The sequence below is a fragment of the uncultured Citricoccus sp. genome (assembly GCF_937871995.1).
Lineage (GTDB): Bacteria > Actinomycetota > Actinomycetes > Actinomycetales > Micrococcaceae > Citricoccus.
In genome coordinates this window covers 31,065-57,288 of the sequence record NZ_CALMQR010000032.1, presented here as the reverse complement: position 1 = coordinate 57,288, position 26,224 = coordinate 31,065, and the positions used below count along the sequence as shown (strand labels likewise).

20 protein-coding genes, 1 tRNA gene and 1 other RNA gene are annotated in these 26,224 nt (G+C 71.6%); 13 read left to right on the top strand and 9 right to left on the bottom strand.

Annotation, left to right across the window (positions count from 1 at the left end; translation table 11 throughout):
* Window positions 1–60: 60 nt before the first annotated feature.
* Together Q0283_RS03145 and Q0283_RS03140 are read right to left on the bottom strand one after the other, a co-directional pair.
* Entirely contained in the window at window positions 61–1,164 is a 1,104-nt protein-coding gene (locus Q0283_RS03145; protein WP_183529960.1) for a mandelate racemase/muconate lactonizing enzyme family protein, read from the bottom strand.
* A complete protein-coding gene (locus Q0283_RS03140; protein ID WP_183529962.1) occupies window positions 1,161–2,111 on the bottom strand; it encodes a LysR substrate-binding domain-containing protein in 951 nt (316 codons plus the stop codon). The genes Q0283_RS03145 and Q0283_RS03140 overlap by 4 nt, the downstream gene beginning before the upstream one ends.
* A 266-nt stretch (window positions 2,112–2,377) precedes the next feature.
* Between Q0283_RS03140 and Q0283_RS03135 the strand changes: the two genes are divergently transcribed.
* From Q0283_RS03135 to Q0283_RS03125, 3 genes are read left to right on the top strand one after another with little or no spacing between them, the layout of a single operon-like run.
* The gene (locus tag Q0283_RS03135; protein ID WP_183529964.1) at window positions 2,378–3,952 is read left to right on the top strand and encodes a DASS family sodium-coupled anion symporter; all 1,575 of its coding nucleotides are present in this window, start codon (window positions 2,378–2,380) and stop codon (window positions 3,950–3,952) included.
* Between the two features lie 47 nt (window positions 3,953–3,999).
* Window positions 4,000–6,147, top strand: a complete 2,148-nt coding sequence (locus Q0283_RS03130; protein ID WP_298042850.1) for a hypothetical protein — start codon at window positions 4,000–4,002, stop codon at window positions 6,145–6,147.
* Window positions 6,147–8,288, top strand: a complete 2,142-nt coding sequence (locus Q0283_RS03125) for a hypothetical protein (RefSeq protein ID WP_183529968.1) — start codon at window positions 6,147–6,149, stop codon at window positions 8,286–8,288. Before Q0283_RS03130 ends, Q0283_RS03125 begins: the two co-directional genes overlap by 1 nt.
* Before the next feature lie 46 nt (window positions 8,289–8,334).
* On the opposite strand, the gene Q0283_RS03120 is transcribed toward Q0283_RS03125, so the two are convergent.
* A complete protein-coding gene (locus tag Q0283_RS03120) occupies window positions 8,335–9,033 on the bottom strand; it encodes a LytR C-terminal domain-containing protein (protein WP_183529970.1) in 699 nt (232 codons plus the stop codon).
* A gap of 145 nt (window positions 9,034–9,178) precedes the next feature.
* On the opposite strand from Q0283_RS03120, the gene Q0283_RS03115 reads away from it, so the two are divergent.
* Both Q0283_RS03115 and Q0283_RS03110 read left to right on the top strand, forming a co-directional pair.
* Window positions 9,179–10,087: a haloacid dehalogenase gene (locus Q0283_RS03115; protein WP_183529972.1), complete on the top strand. Its 909-nt coding sequence runs from the start codon at window positions 9,179–9,181 to the stop codon at window positions 10,085–10,087.
* 74 nt (window positions 10,088–10,161) lie between these two features.
* On the top strand, window positions 10,162–11,217 hold the full coding sequence (locus Q0283_RS03110; RefSeq protein ID WP_183529974.1) for an isopenicillin N synthase family oxygenase: 1,056 nt from the start codon (window positions 10,162–10,164) through the stop codon (window positions 11,215–11,217).
* Between the two features lie 118 nt (window positions 11,218–11,335).
* Here Q0283_RS03110 and Q0283_RS03105 read toward each other — a convergent pair whose 3' ends face one another.
* The 5 genes from Q0283_RS03105 to Q0283_RS03085 form a co-directional block, all read right to left on the bottom strand.
* Window positions 11,336–12,550, bottom strand: coding sequence for a hypothetical protein (locus Q0283_RS03105; protein WP_183529976.1), 1,215 nt, complete (start codon window positions 12,548–12,550; stop codon window positions 11,336–11,338).
* Window positions 12,551–12,681: 131 nt separating this feature from the next.
* Window positions 12,682–13,815, bottom strand: coding sequence for an alcohol dehydrogenase catalytic domain-containing protein (locus tag Q0283_RS03100; RefSeq protein ID WP_183530053.1), 1,134 nt, complete (start codon window positions 13,813–13,815; stop codon window positions 12,682–12,684).
* Window positions 13,816–13,847: 32 nt separating this feature from the next.
* A complete protein-coding gene (locus Q0283_RS03095) occupies window positions 13,848–14,783 on the bottom strand; it encodes an NAD(P)-dependent oxidoreductase (RefSeq protein ID WP_183529978.1) in 936 nt (311 codons plus the stop codon).
* A 98-nt stretch (window positions 14,784–14,881) separates the two neighbouring features.
* Window positions 14,882–16,243 (bottom strand): MFS transporter, encoded by a 1,362-nt coding sequence (locus Q0283_RS03090; RefSeq protein ID WP_183529980.1) that lies wholly within the window; start codon window positions 16,241–16,243, stop codon window positions 14,882–14,884.
* A 193-nt stretch (window positions 16,244–16,436) separates the two neighbouring features.
* A tRNA-Ser gene (locus Q0283_RS03085) sits at window positions 16,437–16,524 on the bottom strand.
* 149 nt (window positions 16,525–16,673) lie between these two features.
* On the opposite strand from Q0283_RS03085, the gene ffs reads away from it, so the two are divergent.
* From ffs to recR, 4 genes are all read left to right on the top strand, one after another.
* Window positions 16,674–16,770, top strand: an RNA gene (gene ffs, locus Q0283_RS03080) — signal recognition particle sRNA small type.
* A gap of 33 nt (window positions 16,771–16,803) precedes the next feature.
* Window positions 16,804–17,889 carry a tRNA glutamyl-Q(34) synthetase GluQRS gene (gluQRS, locus tag Q0283_RS03075; protein WP_183529982.1) on the top strand — a complete coding sequence of 362 codons (1,086 nt, stop codon included), beginning with the start codon at window positions 16,804–16,806 and terminating at the stop codon, window positions 17,887–17,889.
* Entirely contained in the window at window positions 17,886–21,218 is a 3,333-nt protein-coding gene (locus tag Q0283_RS03070) for a DNA polymerase III subunit gamma and tau (protein ID WP_183529984.1), read from the top strand. Before gluQRS ends, Q0283_RS03070 begins: the two co-directional genes overlap by 4 nt.
* A gap of 75 nt (window positions 21,219–21,293) precedes the next feature.
* Complete coding sequence (recR, locus tag Q0283_RS03065) at window positions 21,294–21,893, top strand: recombination mediator RecR (protein ID WP_010144034.1); 600 nt, start codon at window positions 21,294–21,296, stop codon at window positions 21,891–21,893.
* A 15-nt stretch (window positions 21,894–21,908) separates the two neighbouring features.
* Here recR and Q0283_RS03060 read toward each other — a convergent pair whose 3' ends face one another.
* Window positions 21,909–22,691 (bottom strand): GntR family transcriptional regulator, encoded by a 783-nt coding sequence (locus tag Q0283_RS03060; RefSeq protein WP_183529986.1) that lies wholly within the window; start codon window positions 22,689–22,691, stop codon window positions 21,909–21,911.
* 351 nt (window positions 22,692–23,042) lie between these two features.
* Here Q0283_RS03060 and ehuB point away from each other — a divergent pair, with 351 nt between their 5' ends.
* The 4 genes from ehuB to ehuA are packed head-to-tail and all read left to right on the top strand — an operon-like array spanning window position 23,043 to window position 26,216.
* Window positions 23,043–24,005: an ectoine/hydroxyectoine ABC transporter substrate-binding protein EhuB gene (ehuB, locus tag Q0283_RS03055; RefSeq protein WP_183529988.1), complete on the top strand. Its 963-nt coding sequence runs from the start codon at window positions 23,043–23,045 to the stop codon at window positions 24,003–24,005.
* A 6-nt stretch (window positions 24,006–24,011) separates the two neighbouring features.
* Entirely contained in the window at window positions 24,012–24,749 is a 738-nt protein-coding gene (locus Q0283_RS03050) for an amino acid ABC transporter permease (RefSeq protein ID WP_183529990.1), read from the top strand.
* Window positions 24,749–25,411 (top strand): ectoine/hydroxyectoine ABC transporter permease subunit EhuD, encoded by a 663-nt coding sequence (gene ehuD / locus Q0283_RS03045; RefSeq protein ID WP_183529992.1) that lies wholly within the window; start codon window positions 24,749–24,751, stop codon window positions 25,409–25,411. Before Q0283_RS03050 ends, ehuD begins: the two co-directional genes overlap by 1 nt.
* Window positions 25,395–26,216: an ectoine/hydroxyectoine ABC transporter ATP-binding protein EhuA gene (gene ehuA / locus Q0283_RS03040; protein WP_298042836.1), complete on the top strand. Its 822-nt coding sequence runs from the start codon at window positions 25,395–25,397 to the stop codon at window positions 26,214–26,216. The genes ehuD and ehuA overlap by 17 nt, the downstream gene beginning before the upstream one ends.
* The last annotated feature ends 8 nt before the right edge of the window (window positions 26,217–26,224 follow it).

Sequence of the window (26,224 nt, the reverse complement as noted above, 5' to 3'; positions counted from 1 at the left end):
GGTCAAGCGGAAAGTCTGTTTACGTCACCATTGAGACGCCAAGGGTGTGAATCCGGCTGACTAGCGGTCGGTGCGGTATGTGCTGAGCTTCTCGTCGTCGATCTCGGCCCCGACGCCGGGCAGGTCCCGTACCGCGATGCGGCCGTCCGTGATCGTGATCGGCTCGGCCAGCAGGTCGTCGCTCATGTCCAGGAAGTTGGACAGCTCACCGGCCCGGCGCGAGGTGGCCTCGTGGGCGGCACCGAAGGTGACGGTCGCCAGGGAGCCGACCTGCGTGTCGATCTGGTTGCCCATCGTCACGTCCACGCCCAGGCCCGTGCACAGCCCGAGGATCTCGGTGGCCTCGGTGAAACCGGATCGTGCCGTCTTGATGCAGATGGCGTTGCAGCCCCCGGAGAGCAGCTCGCGGGACGCGTCCCCGGCCGTCGGCACGGACTCGTCGCCCACCACGGGGATCGGAGACTTCTCCACGAGACGGCGCCGGCTCATGGCCTCCTTCGCGTCACAGGGCTCCTCGAGCAGGGTCAGCCCGAGCCCGGCCGTCCCCTCGAGCACCTGCATGGCCTCGTTGGCCGTCCAACCGCGATTGGCGTCCAGGTAGATCTCGACGTCACCCCCCAGCCCGTCCCGCAACACGTGGCAGGCCTCGATGTCGAGGGCCAGGGGGCGCCGGCCGACCTTGAGCTTGAACGTGGTGATGCCGTACTCCTCGCCGAACCGCTGGGCCTCCTCGAGCAGCTCCTGTGCCGGCCGGAAACCGAGCATGTGGCTGACGCGCATCGAGTCCGTCCAGCCCCCCAGCATCTTGTGCACCGGCATCCCCAGGGCCTTGCCGGCCAGGTCCCACAGGGCGATGTCCACGGTGCCCTTGGCCACCTGGTTGTTGATGGTCCGGCGCATGACGGCGTGGACCTTCTCCCGGTCGAAGGGGTCCAGCCCGATCACCTGGGGGGCGAAGATCTCCTCCACCACGTTCTTGATGGACACCTGGGTCTCGCCATAGGTGTAGGGCCGCGGCGGGGCATCCGCCACGCCGACCAGACCCTCGTCCGTGTGGATCCGCACCAGGACATGGTCCGCCGTCTCCACCGCCCCGGAGGCGAACTTCAGTGGGTGGGTGTACGGGATGGCGTAGGGAATGGCCTCGATGCCGGTGATCTTCATGGTGCCTCCTCGGCGACTGGGTGGGATGACGGGGCGGTCTGCTGGTTCGCCGGGGACCGCCGGACCTGCTCCACGGCCCGGTGGGCGAGGGCCCGGAAACCCGGGATGAGCAGCGACCGGCTCCCCCGCTTCCAGGCCAGGGCCAGGCCGACCTCGGGCCCCTCGGTGAGTTCGCGGTACACGACGGGCGAGGCGGAGGTGGCGCGGCGGGCGCCATCGGGCACCAGGGCCAGTCCCATGCCCGCGCCCACGAAGGCCAGCAGGGTGGAGGTCTCGGTGGCCTCCTGCACGACGCGCGGCCGGAAGCCGGCCTTCCGGCAGGCCTCGAACGACACGGTGGCGACGGCGGAGGCCGGCGGGTACCCCACGAATTCCTCCCCGGCCAGCGCCGAGAGCGCCAGGGGGCCGCTGCCGGCGGCCAACGGATGCGCGGGGGGCAACGCCACGACCAGCGAGTCGCCCTCCAGCGGGTCCAGCACGACCTCGGCGGACTGGACCGGGGGCCGCAGCACGGCCACGTCGAGGCGGTTCTCCAGCAGGCCCTGCTCGATGTTCGGGGTCAGCATCTCCCCCATCACGTGCAGCCGCACACCGGGCAGCTCCTGGCGGGCCAGCTGGACGACGGCCGGCATCACCCGGTAGGTGGCCGAGCCGACGAACCCGATGCGCAGCACGCCCGCCGCCCCGGCCCCCACCTCCTGGACGTCCTTCTTGAGGGATTCGACGTCCGCCAGGATCTGGCGGGCGCGCTCGAGCATGAGGCGGCCGGCCTCGGTCAGGTCGACCTTGCGGGTGGTGCGCTCGAGCAGCTGCGTCCCGAGACTGGCCTCGAGCTGCTTGATCTGCTGGGACAGCGGAGGCTGGGCCATGTGCAGGCGGTCGGCGGCGCGGCCGAAGTGCCGCTCCTCGGCGACGGCCACGAAGTAGCGCATCTGGCGCAGGTCCACGGCGCCTCCTTTCATACTGGCCATCCCGGGGCATCTTCACGGGTGGACGAGTGTCCATTCGCCCGGTGGTACCGGTCCAGCGTAGGGATGGCCTCCATCACAGGGGAAAGACCGGTTCGCCCTACTTTAGGACGATAAGCCTCTCAATGCGCGTGGAATGTGTACTTCACGGTCGTCATTCATCCCAGTACGGTGTGACGGTTCACCGATTCAGACGTGGCAGATCCCACTCCATACTCTCCATCCGAACACTCGAGGCATTGACCATGACGACTTCCCCCACCGACGCGCGGGACCTCCGCCCGTCCGAGGCGCCCGGTTCCCCGGCAGCCGCCGAGGCCACCGAGCAACGCGACGCGCTCGACTCCGGCGCGAAACGCAACTGGTGGCTGCTCGCCCTGGGGCCGGTGGCCGGCCTGGTGCTGGCCCTGGTGCTGCCGGCGTCGCTGTCCTTCGAGGGACGGGCCGTGGCCGGTTGCGCCCTGTGGATGGCCATCTGGTGGATGACCGAGGCCGCGCCCATCCCGGTGACCTCCCTGCTGCCGCTGGTGCTGTTCCCGCTGTTCGGCATGGCGTCCATGAAGGAGGTGGCGGCGCCGTACGCGGACTCCGTGGTGTTCCTCGTCATGGGCGGGGTGATCCTCGGCCTGGCCACGGAGAAGTCCAACCTGCACCTGCGCGTGGCGCTGCTGACCATCCGCGCGGTCGGCACCAAGCCGGCGCAGATCGTCTTCGGGCTGATGGCCGCCTCGGCGTTCATCTCGGCGTGGGTGTCCAACACCGCCACCGCGGTGATCATGGTGCCGATCGCGGTCTCCATCCTCCAACTGGTCCGCTCGGTCGACCGCGAGGCCGCCGGCACGAAGTTCGCCGCGTCCATGCTGCTCGGCGTCGCCTACGGCGTGACCATCGGCTCGACCGCCACCCTGATCGGCCAGCCCCCGATGGCCCTGATGAAGGCCTACCTCGGTGAGGCCCACGGCTTCGACCTGCAGTTCGGCCACTGGATGCTCGTGGGTGTCCCGTGGGCCCTGGTCATGCTGTTCATCGCCTGGCTGGTGCTGACCAAGATCGTGTTCCGCGCCGAGGTCCAGGAGATCCCCGGTGGCAAGGAGATGATCCGCCGGGAACTGGCCGCGCTGGGTACCATGACCACCCCGGAACGCCGTGTCGGCATCATCTTCCTGCTGGCCATCTTCTTCTGGGTCGCCGTCCCGTTCATCGCCGGCATCCCGGCCGTCGCCGAGACGCTGCCGTTCCTGGGCTCGATCTCGGACACCCAGGTCGCCATGGCCGCCGCGATCGCCTGCTTCCTGGTGCCGGCCCAGCGGCGCTCCGTGGACCCCGGCGGCACCGCCCTGCTGCGCTGGTCCGCGGCCAAGGAGATCCCGTGGGGCCTGCTGCTGTTGTTCGGCGGCGGCCTGTCCCTGTCCGCCATGTTCACCGCCACCGGGTTCAGCGACTGGCTGGGCGGCCAGGTCAGCGGGCTGACCGGCGTTCCGCCCTGGCTGGTGATGCTCGTGGTGATCATCGTCAGCCTGGCCCTGACCGAGCTGACCTCCAACACCGCCACCGCCGCGGCCTTCTTCCCGATCTTCGGCGCCGTGGCCGTGGGCCTGGGCATGGACCCGCTGTTCATGACCATCGCCGTCACCCTGGCCGTCTGCTCGGCCTACATGCTGCCCGTCGCCACCCCCTCGAACGCGGTGGCCTTCGGCTCCGGTGAGGTCTCCATCAAGCAGATGGTCCGCGCCGGGGTCTGGCTCAACGTGATCTCCCTGGCGCTGATCATGGTGGTCATGTACACGCTGGTGCCGCTGGTGTTCCCGGACGGGATGTGACCGCAGGGCACCACGGCGGGGCCGGCACGCTGTGAAAGCATGACTGTATGACGACCTACCTGACCGCGGTGGTGCCCCGGGACCTGGAGCAGCGATTCCAGGCGTGGCTGTCCCCTCACGTTCCCACCGACGGCAGCCCCCGTGGTTCCGCGGACCCGGCCCCGGCCGACGTCACGGGAACCGGCACCTGGGCCTTCGCGCCCGGTGCCGGTGAGCACCTCGCGATCGACCTCCCGGGCACCGGGGCCCGACTGCACCACGTGGGCCGCTCGGCCACCGCCGACCTGGTGCCCCCGCGGCCCGGGCGGGCCCCGGCCGGAGCCCTGTTCCGGGGCTACGCCCAGTCCCCCGCAGGGGACACCCTCGTGTTCGGCGGCGCCGGTGCCGCGGCCCTCGCCGAGAGGGACCCGGACGCGGTGTACGACTCGGGATCCGGCCTCATCGGTGGCCGGCACGGTCGCGAATGGGAGGGGACGCACCTGGCCGTGGCGTGGGATCCCGAGGGACTGACCGCGCACACGGACTTCTTCCGGATGCTGCCGCTGCTCTACACCTCCGGCAACGGACTGCTCGCCCTCTCGGACTCCTGGCAACTACTGGTCCGATTGCGCACCGCCCTGGGCCTGCCCGTCAGCATCAACACCGCGACCGTCTGTGCCATGGCCACCGACCGGGCCATCACCGAACACCCCCTGGACACCAGCACCGCCTGCACCCAGGTCCGCATGGCGACCGTGGGCGCCCAGGTCGCGGTCCGCTGGACGGCCGAGGGCGCCGACGAGCCCCGCGTGCACCAGGCCCCGTTCCCGGAGATCTTCGCGGAGCCCTCGGGGGCGTGGGCGGAGACGGTCCGTCAGGGCGCGGCGTCCATGGCCTCGGTGCTGCGCGCCTGGAGGGACCTGCCCGGCGGTTCCCTCCGGTTGTCCATGTCCGGCGGCGCGGACTCGCGGGCGGTCCTGGCCGCGGCCCGGCGGGCCGACCCGGAGCAGCAGTCGACCACGCTGACCACAGCGGCACCCGCCGCGGCCACCTCGCGGGACTACGACGTGGTCCAGGGCCTGGCACAGGCCACCGGGCTGCGGCTGGGCAACAACCCCTCGGCCCCTGCGCCCCAATTGCACCGGTACCGCAATCGCTTCCTGGTCTGGATGACCGGTTCCCTGGGCCTGCACGACCGGCTGCAGTTGCCCAGTCCCCGCGTGGGAAGCCCTGGGCACTACACGCTCACCGGCCACGGCGCAGGACTCTTCAAGGGCACCTACGGGTGGCGGCCCTTCATGGACGTCGCCGAGGGCCTGGAACGGTGGGACCCGGGTGTGGGCGCCGTCGCCGGCACGCTGGGCCGCGGGTACCTGAGATCCGTGGGGGTGGATCCCCGGTCCCCGGACTCGAGCGAATGGCACTACATCGGGCTGCGCAACGCCCTGCACGGCGGTCGCTTCACCCTGTCCACCTATTTCGGCAGCCCGCCGCTGATGCAGCGGGACCTGGGGCGGCTCGCCCACGTACCGGCGGACTCGTCCCGCTCGCTGCCCGCCGCCCTGCGCAAGCATCCGGATTCCAACGCGCCGCGGCTCAACACCTCCATCTCCACCGTGCTGACGGCACTGCTGGACCCCGGACTCGCCGCCCTGCCCTACGACGACCCCCAGAAGGACGTGGACCGGGAGACCCTGGACACCATCCTGGGCGTCGTCGGCGGGCCCCTGTCCGACGGCGAGCTCTGGCCCCTGGCCACGTACGGCGTCCCGGCCGACGTCGACCACGGCGCGGCGGAGACGTTCCAGTCCCTGTCCCGGACCTGGGGGCACACCGTGGACGCGGACCGTGCCTCCGTGGCGCCCCTGGTCGCCCGGGGCGGGGCGATCGCCGCCGACGCCGGACTGGCCGAGTGGTACGGACCACTCGCGGAACGCGCTGCCACCCTGCTGCAGGAGAAGGTGCCGATGGGTCATCAGCGTGGCTCGTTCGGGCGGTTGATGACGTTCCTGCCCCTCGCGGACGCCCCCCTGGACAGCCCCGTGCCTCCGCGGACCCCGGCCCGCCCCTCCACCCCGTCCACTCCGGGTGCGGGCTCACCGAGCGGGGTCCGGCCGCCCGTCCTCGCCAGCCCCGAACAGGCCGGCAGGCGGGTGGCACGGTTCACCCGCCGCGCAGCCGGGCGCCTCGTCCGCGGCCTGCGGGGACGCGACTGATGTCCACGTACCTGACCGCCGTGGTGCCCCGCGCCCTCGAGGAGCGGTTCACCGCCTGGCTGGGCCCCGTGGACGCGCACGACCACCTGGTGGTGGACTTCCCCGGCGGGCAGGCCCGCCTCCACCACGTGGCCCGGGCGGCACGGCGGGACCTCCTGACCTCGGCCCCCTCCGGTCCCGCCGGTCCCGCCGGACCGGGCACCGACGGCACTGACGGCACCGGGGGGACGGTCCCGATGGGCCGCCACGGGGTGACCCTGTTCCGCGGTTACGCCCAGGACCCGGAGGGAACCGCCCTGGTCTTCGGCGCGGGTGGGCTCGCCGACTGGCACCGCCGGTCGGCACCGGCCCGAGGCACCATCGCCCCGAGCCCCGGTGCGGACTGGGATGGCTGTCACCTGCTGGTGCAGGCGGCACCGGACGGCCTGACCGCCACCACGGACTTCTTCCGGCAACTGCCCCTGCTCTACACCACCGGAGCGGGCCTGGCGGCCCTCTCGGACTCCTGGCCGCTGCTGGTGGACCTGCGCTCCGCCCTGGGCCTGCCGGTCACGGTGGACACCGCCGCGGCCCTGGCCTCCGCCTGGTCCAACACGATGGCCAACCACCCCCTCTCGACCACGACCCTGTGCCACGAGGTCCGGATGCTCCCGCCGGCCGCCTGCCTGGCCGTGCCCGTGAGCGCCGAGGGCGCCGGGTCCGCCCGCACCGAGCAGTCCCCGTGGCCCGAGGTGTTCGCCCCGGTGAGCGGCTCATGGGGTGACCAGGTCCGCCGGGCCGCCGCCCGGACCGCCTCACTGGCGCAGGCCTGGGCCGCGTTCCCGGGGACCTCCGTCCGGGTGGCGCTGTCCGGCGGCGTGGACTCGCGGCTGGTGCTGGCCGCGACCCTCATGGCCGATCCCTCCTCGGACGTGACGGTGTACAACACCACCAACCTCGGTCGCGCCAACCGCGCGGACGCGGACACCGTGCAGGCCCTCTCCGATCGTTTCGGTTTCCCGGTGGGCGCCGGGGGGCGGCCGGCACCGCGTCCCGTCCTGGAGAAGTTCGCCTCGCCGCTGTCCGTCTGGCTGCTGGACTCCCTGGGACTGAACCATCAGCTGGCACTGCCCTCGTTCCGGGTGGGCGGTGCCGGGTTCTTCACGGTCAGCGGCCACGGGGCCGGCGTGCACAAGGGCGCCTACGGCTGGCGGTCCATCCCCGCCCTGCGCGCCGAGATCGCCGCCTCCGACCCACAACTGGCCGCGGCCGTGGCAGTCTCCGCCTCCGAGGTGCTGCACGAGGTCGGGATCGACCCGGAGGACGGGCCGCACGCGACGGAGTGGCACTACCTGGGCGTGCGCAATTCCATCCACGGTGGCCGGTTCGCGATCCAGAACATGCTCGGCCCCCGCCCGCTCATGCAACGCCAACTGGTGTCCCTGGCCCACGCCCCGGAGGGGTCCGCGGTCGCCCCGCCGCCGCAGGTCGGCCCCGCCTGGTCCCGGGGTCCCGGCAACCGCTCACTCACCGCCGCCGTGCTGTCCGTCCTGGACCCCCGCCTGGCCGCGGCCCCCTACGACCACCCGGCCAAGTCCATCGCCCCGGAGACCATCGAGGCAGTCCTGGCCGCCGCGGGCGGGCCGCTGGACCCGGCCGAGCGCCATGTGGTCCGCGCCTTCGGCGCCCCGGCCGACGTCGTCAACGGTCCTGCTCCGGTCTTCGAACGGTGGGCGCAGAACCGGCTCGACCACTACCTGGCGCACGCCCCGGAGCAGGTACCGGAGGGCGCCGGCATCCACGCCCAGGTGGGAGCCCTCGTGGACGGTGGGCTCCAGGTGGCCGGTGACGCCGGTCTCGCCGAGTGGTTCCAGCCCACGGCCGGGCGTGCCCGCACGTCCCTGGCCTCGGGCGGACCGTTGTCCCACGCACGCGGTGACGCCGGCACGCTCATGGCGTTCCTGCCCCTGGCCGGTGCCGGCATCACCGGCCCCGTTCCCGTCCGCCGGGTACCCCGCGACGCGGCAGCGGCCGTTCCCGGTCCCGCCGCCACCGGTCCCGCGCCCCGGGAACACACGCCTGCCACCGGTGCGGCCTCGCACCTGCGACGCCTGGCCCGCCGTGCCCTGCGCTCGGCGCGGAATCTCCGCGGCGGACGGTGACAGGATTGACCACCGGCGCGGCGCGGTTCCCTCCGCGCACCGTCGTTCAGTCGCGGACGGCCCCCGCAGCCTCGGTCTCGAGCCGCTGGCAGTCCAGGGGCCCCGGTCTCGGGTCGACGTCCGCGGCGGGCACGAGCCCCGTGTACTTCGTGCCCATGATGATGTCCACGGTGTCCTCCTGGCGGTCGTCGGGCCGGTAGACGGAACCCTCGATGTTCCGCTGGAGGGCGAGGGCGGTCTCCCGGCCGGCCGGACCGGAGAGGATGACGGCCACCATGCTGGACGTGGAGAAGCGCTTGTTGCCGACACCGTCGATGATGAACCGGCGCTGCTCGAGAGCGTTGGCCACGTCCCCGGCCAGGCCGCCGATGGTGGTGCCGTTGTAGACCGCGACGGGGGACTCCTTGGCGTAGCCGAACGTCCCGGCCGGGCACAGCAGCGGTTCTCCCGGAGGCGCCGCCTCCCAGCCAGGGATGGCCCACTCGCCCCGCAACACCTGCACGGCGATGACGGTCAGTCCGGCCACCAGCAGTGCCAGGAGCCCCAGCACGAGGCCGTGACGCCGGTGCCGTCGGCGGCGGTCGCGCGCCAGCAGGCGGGGGTCGACCGCACGGAAGTACCCGTCCAGGTCGTCCTCCGTGAAGATCCGCCGGCCGTCCTCCTCGATCCGCGGGTCATCCCGGAACGACTCCTGCGGTCGCGAGCCCCCCGGATGCCGCCCGTCGGTTCCCCCCGCACTGCCCATGCGCACTCCTTCAGCGATCGCGGACCGTGACGACCATTACACCCCAGATGAGGTGCCGAGTCCGAATGCCACCACCGCGGTCCGTGGGTGACCGGACGAGGCCGGTTCGCGCGGGCCGGGCCCCGGGTGGACCTAGGCTGGGGCCATGCGCACCCTCCCCTCCGCTGGATTCCTGCTCGACGTGGACGGGCCGATCGCCTCCCCGAAGACCCGACGGGTCCCGGAGGCGATCCTGACCGCCCTGGTGGCCCTGGCACGCCGCGGCGATCCGGTCGTGTTCAACACGGGCCGCTCGGCCGAGTTCGTGGCCCGGCAACTGGCGGAACCCCTGCGCCGGGCGGGCCTGCCGGCGGATGCGAGGTTCCATGCGGTCTGCGAGAAGGGCGCCGTGCGGTTCTCCTTCGCTGATCTTCCTGACGGCGACCTGCCGGACATCGGCGGCCGCGCCGGGGTGCCGGACTGGCTGGTGGTCGACGACGGCATGCGGTTGCCGGAGGAGCTCGAGTCCCGCCTGGCCCGGCTGGTGCAGGACGAGTTCGGTGCGACGATGTTCTACGACGACACGAAGCTGGCGATGTTCTCCGCGGAGATGAACGTGGGCGAGTCCCTGGAGCGCTACCACCGGGACCAGGCCCGGTTCGACGACCGGGTCCGCCGGTTGCTGGACGCGGAGGCAGCGGGGGACGGGTTCCAGCTCGACCCGACGATCATCTCCTCGGACGTCGAGCACCGCAGCAGCGGCAAGGACCTCGGGGCCTCCCGTTCCTGGGACCTCATCTCGGCCGACGGCGAACTGCCCGTGCGCTGGTTCACCTGTGGTGATTCCCGGACCGACTACGCGATGGCCGACTGGCTGCACGGCCACGGGGCGGACGTCGTCCACGTGGACGCCCGGCCCGCGGACGGCATCCCGGAGACCCCATACCCCGTGCTGACCAGCAGGGACCTGTCCGCATCGGGGTTCGGCCCGGCCGACGGGGTCCACGAGGTGACCGGCCAGGCGCTGCTGGAGTGGGCATTGAACACCATCGGCACCCCCGGGTCCAGTTCGTGACGGGATGACGTCACCCGGGGTAGCGGAAGGCAACGTGCCCCGCACCGGAGGGTCCGGCGTCGTTCACTAGTGGTATGACACCTGCTCTCCCCGACTCCGCGGCCGGACAGGCCGCGCTGGACATCCCCGTCCTGGACCTGTCCACCATGCGTTCGGCCGACGGGGGCTTCGCCCCCGAGTTCCTGGACCGGTTGCGGTACGCGGCGCACAACGTCGGGTTCTTCCAGATCGTCAACTACGGTGCAGCCGAGGGACAGGTCGACGAGCTGTTCCGCGTGACCGCCGAGTTCTTCGCCCGCCCGGACGAGGAGAAGCTGGCCCTGCACAACCAGAACTCCCCGCACTACCGGGGTTACTCCTCCCTCGGCGCCGAGCGCACCCAGGGCCGCCCGGACTCACGCGAGCAGATCGACTTCTCTCCCCACCGCGAACCGGTGCCGGCCGAGCACATCAGACCCGGTGAGGAGTACTGGCACCTGCAGGGCCCCAACCAGTGGCCCGCCGACATGCCGGAGCTGGAGCAGACCGCCATGGCGTGGACCGCCCTGATGGACCGGGTCGGAGAGGATCTGCTGAAGGCCCTGTGCGTGTCCATCGGGCTGGACGAGGACCACTTCGCCGAGCCGTTCTCCGGCGACCGCGCCTGGATGGCCAAGCTGGCCCACTACGTCGGCGGCGTCAAGGAGGCGGGGACCCAGGGCGTGGGGCTGCACGCCGACTACGGCTTCATCACCCTGCTGCTGCAGGACATGGTGGGCGGGCTCGAGGTGCGTCCCTACGGACAGGACGAGTGGCTGCCGGTCGAGCCGATCCACGGCGCCCTGGTGGTCAACCTCGGCGAGATGCTGGAGGTCGCGACCAACGGTTATCTGATGGCCACCATCCACCGCGCCCAGGCCCCGGACGAGGGTGTGGACCGGTACTCCGTGCCGTTCTTCTACTCCCCCCGCCTCGACGCCGTCATCGACCCCGTGGAGCTGCCGGCGGAGCTGGCCGCCCAGGCCCGTGGCGTCTCCGATGACCCCGAGAACCCGATGCTGGCCTCCTTCGGCTCGAACATGCTCAAGGGCTTCGTGCGGGCGCACCCGAAGGTGACGGAGAAGTTCCACCCGGAGCTCGCCGGGCGGTGACCCACCGGCGTACGGGCGGAGTGCCCGTCACGCCCCGACGACGCGAAGGACCCGCCGTTCCTGATCGGGATGATCAGGAACGGCGGGTCCTCGGTCGTTCAGGCAGGATGAGACGTGGTCAAAGCAGGGACTTGCGGTACCCCGCGGCCCTGGCGGCGGATTCCGTCCTGAAGCACTCCTCCGGGGTGGTCCGGCTGTAGTAGGACCCCGTGGGCACATGGTAGATACCGGAGTCGGCGTTGCCCTTGATCGGATGTGTCGACGGGCAGCTCTTCCCGCGCGGTGCCGTGCGGGTGGACACGGGCTTCGGTGTGGGCTTCGCCGCCGGCCTGGCCGCGGCCTGGACCCGCACGCCGGCGGAGGTCCTGGTCACCGTGGTGAAGCCGGCCTTGGACCCGGTCACCTTCACGGTGATGGTCCTGCCCGCGTCGGCGGACTTCAGCGTGTAGGCGGTCCCGGTGGCTCCGGAGATGGCGGCCCCGTTGCGGTACCACCGCTGGGTCAGCTTCGTCCCGGTGGTCCAGCTGCCGCGGCTGACCGTGAGCTTCATCCCGGCCTTGGCGGTGCCGGAGACCTTCGGCACGGCCGTCTTCAGCGTTCCGGCGGCCACGGCCCTCGACTTCGCCGACGTCACGGACTTGGTGGCGTAGCCCATCCTGGACCCGGTGACCTTGACCGTCAGCGCCTTGCCGCGGTCGGACGCCGTGGCGGTGTAGCTCTTGGCCGTGGCGCCCTTGATGCCCGAGCCGTTGCGGTACCACTGGTACTTCAGGACCGTGCCGGCCGTCCAGTTCCCCACGCTGGCCGTGAGCCTCTGACCCACCTTCGGTGCGGCGGGGACCTTCGGCACCGGAGCGGTCAGCACGCCGGCCGCGAGGGGACCGAAGGCAGCGGAGGTGACCGTCCTGGTGGTGTACCCGGCCTGGGAACCGGTGACCGCGACGGTCAGCGCCTTGCCCATGTCGTGCACCGTGGCGGTGTAGGTCTTGGCCGTGGCACCGGTGATGCGCTGGCCGGCGCGGTACCACTGGTACGTGGTCCTGGTACCGGGCGTCCAGTAGCCCACGATCGCGGTCAGCTTCTCGCCGACGCGCGGAGCGCCGGTGATCCGGGGGGTGGCAGCGACCAGCTCCCCCGGTGCGGCGGTCACGCTCGCCGTCGTGGTTCCTGGCGCTGTGACGGCCTGGTGGATGAGGGCCGCCGGGACGGCTGGTGACGAGGCTCCTGAGGAGGGCACGGCCCCGAGGGCCGGAACAGCACTGGTGAGCAGGAGGGTGCAGGCCAGTGCGGCGCCGCCCAGCACGCGCTGGGTCTTCCATGAGATACGAGACATGAGGACATCCTGACGCAGGCCCGACCGGGACCCGCGGAGGACACACACCTGTCTTCCACGTGTTCTGCCCCCATCCGCCGAGGTCAGACGGGGAAGTGAGGCGTGAGGGCCGGACCGACAGGCCCAGCAGCTCAGAACTCGATGACCTGCCGCACCGCCAGCCCGTCGGCCAGCCGGTCCATGCCCTCGTTGACCTGTTCCAACCGGATCGTGCCGGAGATGAGTTCCTCGAGGGGCAGCCTCCCCTCGCGCCAGAGCTGTTCGAACCGGGGGATGTCCCGCGCGGGCACCGCGGAGCCCAGGTAGGACCCCACGATCGTGCGGGCCTCCGCCGTCAGCACCAGCGGACTGATCTCGGCCACCGCGTCCGGCGCGGGCAGCCCCACCGTGACCGTCGTCCCGCCCGGGGCCGTCAGCCGCACCGCGGTCTCGAACGCGCGCGGGTGACCGGCGGCCTCGACGACGGCCCCTGCCCGGATGCCGGCCTCCTCGGCCTGTCGCGGCGTCAGGGCCCGGTCCGCCCCGAGGCGACGGGCCAGGTCCAGCTTCGACTCCTGCTGGTCGACGGCCGTGACCGTCCCGGACGTCAGCGCGCGGGCGACCAGCAGTGCCGCCATGCCCACGCCGCCGAGGCCCACGATGACGACGTCGTCCTCCGGCCCCGGCCGCGCCGCATTGACCACGGCACCGCCTCCGGTGAGCACGGCGCAGCCCAGCACGGCGGCGACGCCGGCCGGCACGTCCGCCCCGATCGGCACCACGGAGCGGCGGTCCACCACGGCGTGGGTGGCGAACCCGGAGACGCCCAGGTGGTGATGGACGTCCTCCAGCGCGGACGTGCCCGCGGCCTGGTCCCCTGCGGCCCGGTGCAGCCGGCGTCCACCGCCCAGCAACTCACCGGCGTTGTTGGCCGCCGATCCGCGCGCACACGGCAGCCGTCCCTCCGTGCGGCACTCGGCGCACTCGCCGCAGCGCGGCAGGAAGACCATGACGACGCGGTCCCCGGGCGCGACGTCGTCCACCTGGGATCCGACCGCCTCGACGGTCCCGGCGGACTCGTGGCCCAGCAGCATCGGCACCGGGCGGACACGATTGCCGTCCACGACCGACAGGTCCGAATGGCACAGCCCGGCCGCCTCGATGCGCACCAGGAGCTCCCCCGGGCCGGGCGGGTCCAGCGTCAGCTCCTGCACCCGCAACGGCACTGACCGCGCATAGGGGCGCTCCGCCCCGATACGTTCCAGCACGGCCCCGCGGATGGTGATCGGGCCGGGCCGGGAGCCGGAGGACGCCGCGTTCATCGCCCGCCGGCCTCGGACGCGTCCGGGGTGAAGCCGTCCAGGACACCGTCCGGCGTGGACAGCAGTGCCACCAGGGAGCAGTCCCGGTCGGCGTACCCCTCGTCGATCAGCTCCTGCAGCTGTGAGGCGATGAGCTGGGCCGCGGGCAGCCGGACGCCCGTCTGCGCCCCCGCGGCCAGGGCGAGGCCGACGTCCTTCGCGGCCAGGTCGACGCGGAAGGTGGCCTCGAAGTTGTTGTTGGCGGCCGCCGTCGGGATGATGTCCGGCACCGGGTACCAGGTCTGCTGGGACCAGCTGCGGCCCGAGGAGACGGAGACGATCTGCCAGAACACCTTCGGGTCCAGGCCGAGCCGGGCCGCGAGCTGGCTGCCCTCCGAGTTCGCCATCAGGGTGATGAACAGCATCATGTTGTTGCAGATCTTGGCAGCGGTCCCCGCGGTCGGCCCGCCGGCGGCGATGACCTTCCCGGACATGGGCCCCACGAGCTCGGAGGACCGCTCCACGGCGGCGGGTTCGCCACCGATCATGAAGCACAGCGTGGCGTCCGCGGCCCCGGAGGTGCCACCGGAGACCGGGGTGTCGGCGAAGGCGAAGCCCCGCGCCTCCGACTCCTCGTGGCACCACCGGCTGGTCTCGATGTCCACGGTGGAGGAGTCGCAGAGCAGCGCGTCCTTCGGGGCATGGGCCCAGATCCCGTCCGGTCCGTCGAACACCGCACGGACGTGTTCGCCCTTGGGCAGCATGGTGAACACCGCCTCGGCGTCCCGGACGGCCTCCGCGATGGAACCGACGACCTCCACTCCCGATTCCGCGGCCGCGGCGGCCGCCTGCTCGTTCAGGTCCACCCCTCGGACCTGATGCCCTGCGGCGACCAGGTTGGCGGCCATCGGCCCGCCCATGTTGCCCAGCCCGATCCATGCGTAGCGCGTCATCGCTGCTCCTGCCTCGTGTGTTGTGGGTCATGGACAGCATGGCCGGTCCGGGCCCCCTGGCGGAAGGGGGGGCCCGGACCGGCCACGATGCCGCACGGTCAGTCCCCGGCGGCGAGCCGCTGCCGGTCCACGTCGTCCAGCTCGTGCAGGGAGGACCCGACGGTCTCCCGGGCGACCGCCACGGCGATCAGGGTGACCACCGCGGCGATGGCGATGTAGATGGACACCGGGACCCAGCTGCCGAAGTCACGCAGCAGCGTGGTGGCGATGATCGGGGCCAGCGAACCGGCCACGATCGAGGTCACCTGGTAGCCGAGCGAGACCCCGGAGTACCGCATGCGGGTGGGGAACATCTCGGACATGATGGCCGGCTGGCCGGCGTACATCAGGGCGTGCACCATCAGGCCCAGGATGATCGTGAACAGGATGATCCACTCGTTCTTCGTGTTGAACATCGGGAAGGCCAGGAAGCCCCAGCCGATCATCAGGGTGGCCCCGATCGCGTACGGCAGGCGCCGGCCCACCTTGTCGGTCATGCGTCCGACGAGCGGCACCACGATGAAGTGGATGACGTGGGCGACCAGCAGCAACCGCAGGATGGTCCCGGTCTCCATGTCCAGCTGCGTGCTGAGGTAGGTGATGGAGAAGGTCACCACCATGTAGTAGAGGATGTTCTCCCCGAAGCGCAGGCCCATGGCCGTGAACACACCGCGGGGGTAGCGCTTGAGGACCTCGATGACGCCGTAGCCGGCCTTCGCGTTCTGCTCCAGCTCGGCCTTGGCCTCCTGGAAGATCGGGGCGTCGGTGACCTTGGTGCGGATGTAGTACCCGACGGCCACGATCACCACTGACAGCCAGAACGCGATCCGCCAGCCCCAGGCCAGGAAGTCCTCCTCGGAGAGCACGCCGTTCAGGACGAGCAGCACCACGGTGGCCAGCAGGTTTCCCATCGGCACCGCGGCCTGGGGCCAGGATGCCCAGAAGCCGCGCTCCTTGTCCGGTGAGTGCTCAGAGACCAGCAGGACGGCGCCACCCCACTCCCCACCGACGGCGAATCCCTGGAAGAACCTCAGGATGACCAGCATGATCGGGGCCGCGTACCCCACGGCGTCGAAGGTGGGCAGGCAGCCCATCAGGAAGGTAGTGACGCCGACCAGGATGATGGCCAGTTGCAGCAGGCCCTTGCGGCCGTACTTGTCCCCGAAGTGCCCGAAGACGATGCCGCCGATCGGCCGGGCGACGAAGCCGACCGCGTAGGTGAGGAACGCGTTGATGATCGCGTCCAGTTCACTGCCGCCGGCCGGGAAGAAGATCTTGTTGAAGACGATGGTCGCCGCAGTGGCGTAGAGGAAGAACTCGTACCATTCCACGACCGTGCCGGCCATGGATGCGGTCACCACCCGACGCAGGTTCTTCCTGTCCAGGTGGTGTGCTGAACTCGATTCGGCCACGGCGCTCATGCCGGTACTCCTTCGTCAGGGTGGCCCCACGGCCACGACCGATGCGATGTGATTGTCTCCACGGCACACGTGATGACCGTCACAGAGTAAGCCAAAGCCTGGTCAGTTGACAGGTTGTTCAGGTTTCCCGGACGAATCCGGGCACAAAAAAAGCGGCCCCGGCCGGATCATGTCCGGTCGGGGCCGCCGCCACTGGCGGAGGATGGGGGATTTGAACCCCCGAGGGCGTTAACCCAACACGCGTTCCAGGCGTGCGCCATAGGCCGCTAGGCGAATCCTCCTCAGTCGCTCCGGCCGGCCGCACGAGGGCAGCCGACGCAAGAGCAGGATTCATCGTACCTGACATCCGGGCCCCGGGACCAATCGAGGCCGGCCGGGCGCTCTGGCGGCCTCGGCGTCGGCCCGTCGCCCGGACGCTGGTATGCTGGATGCCGGCCCCTCACGTGGTGTCATCTCGCTGAACTCCCCCAGGACCGGAAGGTAGCAAGGGTAGGTGGGCTCTGGCAGGTGCGTGGGGGGTCTTTAACGTCCTCCCCACCCGGAGTCCCGTCGGAGGTGCCATGCCCGCTGGCCGTTACGCCCCGAGCCCTTCCGGCACCCTGCACCTGGGCAATCTCCGCACCGCGATCCTGGCCTGGCTGTTCGCCCGCCACTCGGGACGGGACTTCCTGATGCGGATCGAGGACCTGGACCGCGTCCGGTCCGGTGCCGAGCAGTCCCAGCTGGCCGACCTGCGGGCCATCGGCCTGGACTGGGACGGTGAACCGGTCCGCCAGTCCGAGCGGACGCAACACTACGAGCGCGCCGTGGAGTCCCTCGCCGCGGACGGGCTCGTGTACGAGTGCTTCTGCACCCGCAGGGACATCGCCGAGGCCACCAGCGCGCCCCACCCGGCACCGGCCCCGCAGCGCCTACCCGGGGACTCCCCCGCCGACTCCCCCGTCAGCCCGTCAGGCGTCGCCCCCCTGAACGTCCTGCCCCCGGGGTCCTATCCGGGCACGTGCCGCCGGCTCTCCGCGGCCGAGCGCGAGCGCCGGCGCCGGGAACGGCCTGCCGCCCTGCGGATCGACGCGGCCGCGGCCGCGGGACAGCCCGGGGGACCGGCCCCCGTCCACACCGCGACGGACCGGCTGCACGGTCCGGTCACCGCCGCCGTGGACGACTTCGTGGTGCGCCGCAACGACGGGGCCTTCGCCTACAACCTCGCCGTCGTGGTGGACGACGTCGCGCAGGGCATCGACCAGGTGGTCCGCGGGGACGACCTGCTCTCCTCGACACCCCGGCAGGACTGGCTCGCCCGGCTGCTGGCACGGCGGACGGGGTTGCCGGCACCGGAGACCGAGTACGTCCATGTACCCCTGGTGCTCAACGAGGCGGGCCAGCGCCTGGCCAAGCGGGACGGCGCCGTCACCCTCGAGGACCTCGCCGCACTGCCCGAGGGCGCCCCCGGCGTTCCCGACGGCGGCTGGTCGCCCGGGCGGGTCAGGGACCTGCTGCTGGGCTCACTCCAGCTGCCGGGCGGTGACCTGCAACACGCCCTGGCGCACTTCGATCCGGAGGGCGTGCCGCGCGTGCCGTGGACTCCTCCACACGCCCTGGCCCGCCCTGCGGAGCGGGCCCCGGAGAAGCTAAGGTTCCAAGGGTGACCACTGCCCTGTACCGCCGCTATCGTCCCGACTCCTTCGAGGACGTCATTGGCCAGGAACACGTCACCGTGCCCCTGATGACCGCGCTGTCCAAGGACCGGGTCAACCACGCCTACCTGTTCTCCGGGCCCCGCGGCTGCGGCAAGACCACGTCCGCGCGAGTGCTCGCGCGCTGCCTGAACTGTGCCGAGGGGCCCACCCCGAACCCCTGCGGCACCTGCGACTCCTGCCGGGAACTGGCCACCGGCGGTCCGGGCGCCCTGGACGTCATCGAGATCGACGCGGCCAGCCACGGCGGCGTGGACGATGCCCGGGACCTGCGCGAGCGCGCGACCTTCGCCCCGGTGCGGGACCGCTACAAGATCTTCATCATCGACGAGGCGCACATGGTCACCTCGGCCGGGTTCAACGCCCTGCTGAAGATCGTGGAGGAGCCGCCTCCGCACATCAAGTTCATCTTCGCCACCACGGAGCCGGACAAGGTGATCGGGACCATCCGTTCCCGCACGCACCACTACCCCTTCCGCCTGGTGCCGCCCGAGCCGCTGATGGAGTACCTCGAGCGGCTGTGCGTGCAGGAGGGCGTGGACGTGGAGCCGGGGGTGCTGTCCCTGGTGATCCGCTCCGGCGGGGGATCCGTCCGTGACACCCTGTCCGTGCTGGACCAGCTCATGGCCGGCGCGGCCGAGGGACGCATCGGCTACGACCTGGCCGTGAACCTGCTCGGCTACACCCCCGGCGCCCTGCTGGACGACGTGGTGGACGCCGTCGCCGCCGCCGACTCGCAGACCGTCTTCCGCGTGGTGGACCGGGTGGTCCAGTCCGGCCAGGACCCGCGGCGCTTCGTGGAGGACCTCCTGGAGCGCTTCCGGGACCTGGTGATCGTCAAGGCCATGCCGGACGCCGCCTCCTCCGTGCTGCACGGCATGCCCGACGACCAGTTGCGCCGCCTCGAGGCCCAGGCCGCGCAGCTCGGCGCCGGCGAGATCTCCCGGGCGGCGGACATCACCAACCAGGCGCTGACGGAGATGGTCGGGGCGACCAGCCCACGCCTGCATCTCGAACTGCTCATGGCCCGGCTCATGCTGCCCTCCTCGGACGCCACCGAGCGGGGACTGGCCGCCCGGCTGGACCGGATCGAACGTCGCCTCGCCTACGGGGGCACCCCCGAGGCCCCCGACGCCGGCGCGACCGTGCGCGCCCCGGGCCCGGCCACCGGCGCCCCGGGCTCCTTCGCCGCCCCGACGCAGGGCGAGGCGCCCTCCGGTGCTCCGACCGGCCTGAGTGGGGCCGCCCTGGCCCGTGCCGCGATGAAGCGTGCCGAGGACCAGTCCACGCCCGCCTCCGCCCCCTCGCCGGCCTCCGCCCCCTCGCCGGCTCCCGCGCCCGGGGCTTCCCGGCCGCAGGTCACCCCGTCCGCGGACTGGGGTGGTGGCTGGGGTGTCATGCCGGAGCCCCAGCCCCAGCAGGCCGACCGGGCCCAGCAGGCCGACCAGCCCCAGAGTCCCGAGGCCGACCGGCCGGTTCCGTCCTCGGCCGAGCAGCCGGCACCGGTGAGCCCCGGGCCGGCGGTGGGGCACACCGCGCAGGGGACCGAGCCTGCCGAGCCGGCACCGGTCCGGCGCGAGCAGGCGCCCGCCCAGGGCGGCCCGGCCGCGCCTCCCGCGGAGCAGGTCCCGGCCAGGACGTCCCGGCCCGAGACGTCCCGGACCGCTCCTGCCACCGCCGGGGACGCCCGTCCGGAGGAGCACGCGCCCTCCCGAGCGGGAGAGGAACAGGTTCAGCACGACACGTCGTCACGGGAGGCACCGGCCCCGGACCGGTCGGCGCTGGACCGGTCGACCCCGGCCCCGTCGGCCCAGGGCCAGCCGGGGGCCTCCGCCTCGCAGGTCGAGATGATCCGCCGGGCCTGGCCGGAGGTGCTCGCCTACCTGGAGGAACACTCCCGGCTGGTCTGGATGCTCGTCTCGCAGAACGCCTCGGTCGCGGGGTTCGACGGCCAGTTGCTGACCATCGGGTTCTCCGGGGACGGCCCCCGGGACACGGTCCAGCGCCGCGGCGGTGACCAGGTGATCGCCCAGGCGGTGCACGCGGTCCTGGGCATCCAGCCGCGTCTGGACCTCATCACCGGAGGGTCCGCCCCGGCGGGTGGTCCCGGCCCAAAAGCTGAGGGCCGCCCCGTCCCGGCGGCCCCCCGACCGGATGCAGTAGAGGAGCCCGCGGTGCCGGACCGGACCGCGCGCGACGCCACCCCGGCAGCGGCCCCGCCCTCGCCCGGACCGGCGGCCCCCACGCGCCCGGAGCCCGTCTCCCCGGTGCCACCGCCCCCGGCACCCGAGGCGGCCGTGCCCCAGCCGACCGCGCCGGAGCCCGCCACGCCGGACCACATGACACCGGCGTCCACGGCAGCTCCGTGGCCGGATCGCACTGGCATGTCCGACGGCCTGCCCGACGACACCCCCGATGACGAGGACCTGGAGACGGAGTCCGAGCCCGTCGAGGAGGGCGCCACGGGTCCGGGCACCCCGCCCCCGCCGGAGGACCTGGAGGCCGATTCCGTCCCCGTGTCCGACTGGTACGGAGAGGAGCCGCACGACGACGCGTTCCCGCCTCCCCCCGAGCCGGACGAGGAGGACCGGGACGACGTCTATTCGGACACGCGTCCGTCCTGGGGCGAGCGGCCGGTCCCGCGGCCGGAACCCGGCCTCGGGGGGATTCCCCGCCCGGAGCCCGGCCAGGGGTCGATCCCGCGGCCGGTGTCCGACGCCGGCGCGGCCCCCCGGCCCGAACCCGGCCGCGGAGGGATCCCGTCCTTCGCCCGTCCCGAGGCGGAGTTGCAGGCCGAGTTCGAGGCACGCATGTCCCGCCGCGGTTCCGGGGCCTCCGCCAGCAGCGCCCCCGAGGCCGGTTCCTCGGCGCCGGCGTCCGGGACCGGGACGGACGGCACCCCGCACCACCGCCGGGCCAGTCGCTTCCAGCAGATGATGGAGCAGTACCAGCGCACCCAGGACGGCGCTCCCCCGCCCACGCCCGGCCGGCCCGCCGGGCCGGTCGGGGATCCCGGACCGGGGGCGGGGGGCAACGTCCCGGGACCGGGGTCGCCGTCGCCCGGGACCGGCCCGGCCGCCACGGGACCGGCGGCGGACAGCCACGCACCCGGCGGTGCTGCCCGCCCCGGCCCGGGACGGTCCGTAGACTGGGACGACGTTCCCAGCGACGACGACGTCACCATCGAGGAGTCCGGCATGGCCGGACGCAAGGTGGTCGAACGCCTGCTCGGCGGACGCCTCGTGGAGGAACGGATGCTGGACGGAAGCCCCCTGTCCTGATCTGAGAGCCGCCCGGACAACGTCCTTTCGTCCGGGCCCGGGGGCAGTGATCCAACGCGGAAAGTGGTCGGTAACGTGTACGAAGGTGCGGTCCAGGACCTGATCGACGAACTCGGGCGGTTGCCCGGCATCGGCCCCAAGTCCGCCCAGCGCATCGCCTTCCACATCCTGGAGGCCGACCCCGAGGACATGCTGCGGCTCGCGGACGCCATCCGGACCGTGAAGGACAAGGTCAAGCTCTGCACGATCTGCTTCAACGTCTCCGAGCAGGAGACGTGCTCGATCTGCCGGGACGAGCGCCGGGACCCCTCCCAGGTGTGCGTCGTGGAGGAGTCCAAGGACGTCATGGCGATCGAGCGCACCCGGACCTTCCGCGGCAGGTACCACGTGCTCGGCGGGGCGATCAACCCGATCGCCGGCATCGGGCCGGACCAGCTGCACATCCGGGAGTTGCTCACCCGCCTCCAGGATGCCGCGATCGAGGAGGTCATCCTCGCCACCGACCCGAACCTGGAGGGCGAGGCGACGGCCACCTACCTGTCGCGCATGCTCGGGGCCACCGGCCTGAAGGTCACGCGGCTGGCCTCCGGACTGCCCGTCGGCGGCGACCTGGAGTACGCGGACGAGGTGACACTGGGACGCGCCTTCGAGGGCCGCCGCAGCGTCACCGGGTGATCCGTCGCACCGGGACTATGCCAGCGGGTTGAACGTGTAGCCCGAACCGTCAGGCCGTCCGGCGACCGTGCTGAACGGTTCCGCGAGGTCACCCCGGAGCCGGTCCACGGTCTGGCGGAAGTGCTCGCCCAGCGTGCGGCAGGCCCCCTCGGCGTCGCCGTCGGCGACCTGGCGCAACAGGCTGCGGTGAACGTCCAGGATGTCGGTCCGCACCACGTAGCCCTCCCGGTGGGACAGCGCGGCGATGCGGGTCTGCACGATGAGCGTGGACGCGTACGCGGTGAGCCGGTGGTTCCCCGTGGCTTCGACGAGGCCGTAGTGCAGGTCCAGGTCGGCGTCCCCGATCCGCCGGGCGTCCGTGCCCGCCTCCACGGCCGATTCGAGCGCGGCCAGCAGGTCTCGCACCGTGCCCACCCTCTCGTCCCGCTGCGCCTCGTCCAGACCGGACAGGACGCGTACGGCGTGACCCTCGATCGCCAGTCTCGCCTGGTAGAGGTCCTCCACCTCGTCCCGGTCGATCGTGGCCACCCGCAGGCCCGCTCCGGGCCGGGTCACGAGGAGTCCCTCCTGGACCAGCCGCTGGGCCGACTCGCGCAGGGGACCCCGACTCACGCCCAGCTGGGCGGCGATCTCCGCCTCGCGCACCGAGGAACCCGGCCGCAGCGTTCCGCCGTAGATGGCAGCGCGCAATTCCACGGCGATGAGGTCCACCGTGGACGGGCGCCGGACCACCTTGACCAGCGGACGGGCCACCAGGCCGTCGCGTCGGGACGGTTCCGGTGCCGTGGGCGTGTTCATGCGGGTCTTCCTTTCCACGCACCGGTGCGTCCGGCACGGGACACGGCCGCTCGATGCGCGCCCGGGGCGGGACGGTCCGATGGATCCCGAGGGCGCGTGTGGGCCAGATCCTGCCATGCGGATCGTTATATTGTCGACATTCTTCCGGTCGACGATCCCATGGTGTGCCAGATCACATTCTGCTAGCGTCGGAAATCAGTTGCCTCACTAGCGGTGATTCCGGTCGCCGGGCAGGCCATCCTCGGCCTGGTACCGGACCGGAATCCGCCTCGCACACCCTTCGCACCGTCATCATTCGCACGACCGGCCCCTCGCCGGCAGCCCGGGGGCCGGGAGGTTGAGGAGCAGACCATGACCGTCCCCACCCCCACCGACCAGTCCACGTCGGCCTCCCACAATCCCGGTTCCCCCCGGAGGCGACTGCTGGGACTGGGCCTGCTGACCGCCTCGGCCCTGGTGCTCACGGCGTGCGGGGGCGGTGGAGGAGGCGAAGGCGAGGGCGGCACCGCCGCCGCGGGCAACACCCTGGAGCGCCTGCAGCAGGAGGGCACCATCACCGTCGGGATCGCCGGCGAGGTCCCCTACTCCTATCTGGAGGGCGGGGAACCGGCGGGGGCCACCGTGGCCATGCACGAGAAGATCTTCGCGGACATGGGCATCGAGAACGTCGAGGCCGAACTGGTGGAGTGGAACTCGCTGATCCCGGGACTGACCGCGGGCCGCTTCGACGCGGTCTCCGCCGGCATGTCCATCCTCCCGGACCGCTGCGCCCAGGCGGCCTTCTCCGATCCGGAGATCATGTACACCACCACCCTGATGGTCGCCGAGGGCAATCCGAAGAACCTCACGGATCTCGACTCCGTCAAGGAGAAGACCGACGCCGGTGAGAACATCAACCTGGCGGTCCTGGCCGGCGGCATCGAAGCCGGTTACGCCGAGTCGCTCGGCCTCAAGGTCCAGTCCGTCCCGGACGCCCAGACCGGCATGGACACCGTGGCCAACGGCCGTGCCGATGCCTTCGCCATGACCGCGATCTCGCTGAACATCATGGCCGAGGAGAACCCGGACGCCGGGGTGGAGACCACCGAGGCCTTCGTGCAGGTGATCGACGGCGTCGAGCAGATCGGCGCCGGCGCCACCGTCTTCCGCCAAGAGGACACGGAGCTGGTGGAGGCCTACAACGAGTCCCTGGCCTCGGTCACCGAGTCCGAGGAGTCCTACCTGGCAGTGGTGGGGGACTACGGCTTCACCGCCGAGAACCTGCCGCCGAAGGACCTGACCACCGAGCAGCTCTGCTCCGGCGACCTGGGCTGACGCACCGTGCTGGAGAACATCCAGGCCACCGTCGAGGCCTGGCCGTTCCTGGCCGAGGGGCTGTGGGTGACCATCCAGCTCACGGTCCTCGGCTCGGCCCTGGCCCTCGTCCTGGCGATCATCCTCGGGCTGATGGCCGGGGCCCCCACCAGGGCCCTGGCCGTGCCCGGACGGATCATCATCGAGTTCTTCCGGGGGACCTCCCTGGTGGTCCAGCTGTTCTTCATCTTCTTCGTCCTGCCGCAGTTCGGGATCGACCTGCCGGGGATGGTCGTGGGCGTCCTGGCCCTGGGGCTGAACTACGGCGCGTATGCCGCCGAGGTGGTCCGGGGGTCCATCGCCTCCGTGCCGCGGGGCCAGTGGGAGGCCACCACGGCGCTGTCCATGTCACCGGTGCACCGCATGCGCCGGGTGATCTTCCCGCAGGCCTGGGCGCTGATGATCCCCTCCCTGGCCAGCCTGATGGTCCACCTGCTCAAGGGCACCGCGATCGTCAGCGTGATCCTGCTGCAGGACTTCACCTTCCACCTGGACCAGTTGCGCCGGGTCACGGACACGACCTGGGCGTACGCCGTCGTCGGGCTCGTGGGGTACTTCGTGCTGGCTCTCGCGCTCACGCTCGTCATGAACGCCCTCGAGGCCCGCGCCAAGCACCGGCTCGGCCGGGGTCCATCCCTGCGTGAGATCCTCTCTCCGACGCCGACCGGCAAGGACAGCCTGGCCACCGCGGGGAGGGGGACCTGATGCAGGAGCAGGCAGAGATCTGGGACTGGGAGATGTTCTTCCGCGCCCTCCCACCCGTGCTCGAGGGCTTCCTCACGGTCACCCTGCTGGTGACGGTCGTGGGCACGGCGATCGCCGCGGTGCTGGGACTGGTGTGGGCCATGCTGATCCGCCTGGCCCCGCAACCGGTCTCCGGGATCGTCAAGTGGGTCGTGGCCTTCATCCGCATGACCCCGATCGTCGTGCAGCTGTTGTTCGCCTACTACGCGTTCCTGATGTTCGATGCCATGACCATCGGCATCGTGGTGTTCGGGATCCACTACTCCACCTACATGTCCGAGGTGTACCGCGCGGGGATCGACGCGGTGCCGAAGGGCCAGTGGGAGGCCACCACGGCCCTGTCCATGTCCACGCGCCGCACCTGGGCCGCCGTCGTCATCCCACAGGCCCTGCGGGCCACGGTGCCGGCACTGGGCAACTACGCGATCTCCATGTTCAAGGACACGCCGTTCCTCCTGGTGATCGGGGTGGTCGAGATGGTCAACGCGGCCCAGATCTTCGGCGGCAACAACTTCCGCTACGTGGAGGCCATCACCCTGGCCGGCATCATCTTCCTGCTGGCCAGCTACCCGACCTCCGTCCTCATCCGCCGAATGGAGAAGCGCCTTGCCTACGCCCACTGACACCGCTGACACCGCTGACACCCCGATCATCGAGTTCCGGGACGTGGAGAAGCGCTTCGGGGACAACGTGGTGCTCAAGGACCTCGACTTCCACGTCAACCGGGGTGAGCGCGTGACCCTGATCGGCCCGTCCGGTTCGGGCAAGACCACCATCCTGCGGCTGGTCATGACCCTGGAGGAGGCCACGGACGGGATGATCCTCATCGACGGGGACCCGCTGACCCACCGGATCGTGGACGGCAGGCGCGTGCGGTTGTCGAACCGCGAGATCAAGAGGACCCGTACCCGGATCGGGATGGTCTTCCAGCAGTTCAACCTGTTCCCGAACATGACCGTGATCCAGAACATCACCGAGTCCCCCATCCACGTGCTCGGCCAGTCCAGGGCCGAGGCCACGCGCAGGGCGAGGGACCTGCTGCACCAGGTGGGCCTGGATGACAAGGCCGACGCCCACCCCTCCTCCCTGTCCGGCGGCCAGCAGCAGCGCGTGGCCATCGCCCGCGCCCTGGCCATGGATCCGGAGATCCTGCTGCTGGACGAGGTGACCTCGGCGCTGGACCCGGAGATCGTGGGAGAGGTCCTGGGCATCCTGCGGCGCATCGCGGAGGACACGGACATCACCATGCTGATCGTCACCCACGAGATGCAGTTCGCCCGGGACGTCTCCGACCGCGTGCTGATGTTCGACGGCGGATCGATCGTGGAGGACGCCGACCCGGACACGATGTTCACCGCCCCCGCCCACGAGCGCACCCGGAAGTTCCTCCGGGCCGTGCTCGGCGAGGGACAGATCGGCACGCGCTAGGGACCTGT

What these genes read in the sequence shown, in the direction of transcription:
- Q0283_RS03130 (WP_298042850.1), top strand. Translation starts at nt 4,000, where the DNA reads ATGACGACCTACCTGACCGCGGTGGTGCCCCGGGACCTGGAGCAGCGA.
- Q0283_RS03060 (WP_183529986.1), bottom strand. Translation starts at nt 22,691, where the DNA reads ATGAACACGCCCACGGCACCGGAACCGTCCCGACGCGACGGCCTGGTG.
- Q0283_RS03135 (WP_183529964.1), top strand. Translation starts at nt 2,378, where the DNA reads ATGACGACTTCCCCCACCGACGCGCGGGACCTCCGCCCGTCCGAGGCG.
- Q0283_RS03090 (WP_183529980.1), bottom strand. Translation starts at nt 16,243, where the DNA reads ATGAGCGCCGTGGCCGAATCGAGTTCAGCACACCACCTGGACAGGAAG.
- Q0283_RS03110 (WP_183529974.1), top strand. Translation starts at nt 10,162, where the DNA reads ATGACACCTGCTCTCCCCGACTCCGCGGCCGGACAGGCCGCGCTGGAC.
- Q0283_RS03105 (WP_183529976.1), bottom strand. Translation starts at nt 12,550, where the DNA reads ATGTCTCGTATCTCATGGAAGACCCAGCGCGTGCTGGGCGGCGCCGCA.
- ehuB (WP_183529988.1), top strand. Translation starts at nt 23,043, where the DNA reads ATGACCGTCCCCACCCCCACCGACCAGTCCACGTCGGCCTCCCACAAT.
- Q0283_RS03095 (WP_183529978.1), bottom strand. Translation starts at nt 14,783, where the DNA reads ATGACGCGCTACGCATGGATCGGGCTGGGCAACATGGGCGGGCCGATG.
- Q0283_RS03145 (WP_183529960.1), bottom strand. Translation starts at nt 1,164, where the DNA reads ATGAAGATCACCGGCATCGAGGCCATTCCCTACGCCATCCCGTACACC.
- Q0283_RS03120 (WP_183529970.1), bottom strand. Translation starts at nt 9,033, where the DNA reads ATGGGCAGTGCGGGGGGAACCGACGGGCGGCATCCGGGGGGCTCGCGA.
- Q0283_RS03125 (WP_183529968.1), top strand. Translation starts at nt 6,147, where the DNA reads ATGTCCACGTACCTGACCGCCGTGGTGCCCCGCGCCCTCGAGGAGCGG.
- ehuD (WP_183529992.1), top strand. Translation starts at nt 24,749, where the DNA reads ATGCAGGAGCAGGCAGAGATCTGGGACTGGGAGATGTTCTTCCGCGCC.
- gluQRS (WP_183529982.1), top strand. Translation starts at nt 16,804, where the DNA reads ATGCCCGCTGGCCGTTACGCCCCGAGCCCTTCCGGCACCCTGCACCTG.
- Q0283_RS03115 (WP_183529972.1), top strand. Translation starts at nt 9,179, where the DNA reads ATGCGCACCCTCCCCTCCGCTGGATTCCTGCTCGACGTGGACGGGCCG.